The sequence below is a fragment of the Oribacterium sp. genome (genome assembly GCF_057249185.1).
The window spans coordinates 1-1,872 of the sequence record NZ_DBHIGR010000254.1 but is presented as its reverse complement, the minus strand read 5'-3'; the positions used below and the strand labels follow the sequence as shown (position 1 = coordinate 1,872).

The window sequence follows — 1,872 nt, the reverse complement described above, 5'->3', positions numbered from 1 at the left end:
AAGCTTTGAAAAGCGAAGATAGAAGGGAAGCTCCTTCTCCACCTGTTCCGGTAAGCCTGCCGCAACGGCCGCCTTTACGCTCAGCTTCTTCTTATCGATAATCAACATGGAAACTTCCATGGTATTAGCCTCAATCATGGGTTGCTGTGCAGCCTGCTTTTCCTGCAAACGTCTTCCCATAAAATATAAAGCTACTAATACGATGAAAAGCAAAATCAAAATCACCAACAAAATTGAAATAATGCTTTGTGGAGCAATTGCCAGTACCATGAACACCTCATTTCCAAGTCTACAAATTATTGTGCTTATTTTTGCAAAGAAACGTTTACATTTTACTCCGAATAGGGTGAAATTGCAATGGAGAGTTCTGTCTCCGCCACCTTTTGCCCAAACTGAAGGAGTGTGTAATAGAGACGAATTTCTCCTTGTCCCCGAGAGAAGTCAACATTTCGAAAATCCACCTCTGCCGTATCAAATTCCAGGGGCAGGACACCTACCTCCGTTTCGTAATCCACCTTCCAGCGGACGCCTCCTTCATAGAGAAGCTTCTCCTCTTCCTTCCAATTTCGAATAATCTCCAGACGACCTTCCGCCGGATACAGTTTCATACCGTGGTGTACTCCCTCTTGAAAATAACTGAGAAGAAAATGTTCTCCTCTTTGCATCAGTACACCGGAATGTTCCAGCACGAAGCTGTCCAGATCCCCGTCATATTTTTGTCTGGTGTGCATAGTCATTTTGACCTTCATCTTAATTTCTTACCTCAGTCACAGCTTTCCTTTTTTATAACTTTTCTTTACGACAATGAAGACAATATAATAGGGACCCTGCGTGCATAACAGAGCCCCTAGGAGAATGGAAATCAAACATTAAAATCAAATTGATTGTGTACTTAGTATAGCACAATCTTGCAAAAAAGTTTAAAGTCCACGGAAATAATTATTTATGAAATTCTTAAGGTCTATGAAAAGCACTCTCTAAAAGTTTCTCTACCAACTCTTCTATAGAGTATCCCTTTTTCTTAAAAAGCATGGGATACATGGAAATAGAAGTGAAGCCCGGCATAGTGTTGATTTCGTTAAAAATCACTTCCTCCCCGGACAGGAAGAAATCAACTCTGGAGAGGGAGAAGCCGTCTACGGCCAAGAAGACCGTCTCTGACGCCTTTCTAATCTTCTCTTCAATCTCCCCGGAGATATCCGGATGGAGTTCCGTCTTGGAATCCGGATTGTTATATTTGGCGTCATAATCGTAGAACTCTGCTGCCGCAAGAATTTCTCCCACAGAGGAGCTTTCTACCTGCCCTTCTTTTCCGGAAAATACCGCACATTCCAGCTCTCGTCCCGTAATACTTTCTTCCACCAAGACTCTTCTATCTACCGAAAGAGCATTTTCCACCGCCTTCTTTAAGGCCTCTCTATCCTTTGCCTTACTTACGCCGCAGGAAGAGCCTGCATTGGAGGGCTTTACAAATACCGGATAGGAAAGGGCCTCTTCCACCTTGGAAATGATCTTCTCCTGATTCTCCCACTGGCTTCGCACAAAGGAAATATACTTCGCCTGTCGCACGCCAATCTTTGCCAAAGGCTTTTCCACCGCCATTTTGGTGTAAACCTTATCCATAGAAATCGCAGAGGAAAGTACCCCGCAACCCACATAGGGAATTCTGGCAATCTCCAAAAGTCCTTGAATGGTTCCGTCTTCTCCGTCCTTACCATGAAGCACCGGAAAGACTAAATCAATCTTTTCCAAGTGACTTTCTCCGGTTTTCCCCAGAAAAAGCACGGAAGAAAGCTTTGCGTCCGGAAGAATCACGGCTCTCTCTGCACTTTCCTTCCAGCTTCCGTCTTCAATGGCTTCTTCTTTCTCCAC

The 1,872-nt window shown here is 44.0% G+C and carries 2 protein-coding genes and 1 pseudogene; all 3 read right to left on the bottom strand.

Annotation, left to right across the window (positions count from 1 at the left end; translation table 11 throughout):
• Positions 1-270, bottom strand: a pseudogene (locus ACO4PX_RS10110) (hypothetical protein); the annotation flags it as partial.
• A 62-nt stretch (positions 271-332) separates the two neighbouring features.
• Entirely contained in the window at positions 333-749 is a 417-nt protein-coding gene (locus ACO4PX_RS10105; RefSeq protein ID WP_485572581.1) for a DUF1934 family protein, read from the bottom strand.
• Positions 750-954: 205 nt separating this feature from the next.
• Positions 955-1,872: D-alanine--D-alanine ligase family protein (locus ACO4PX_RS10100; RefSeq protein ID WP_485572579.1), on the bottom strand; the 918-nt coding region annotated here is incomplete at its 5' end.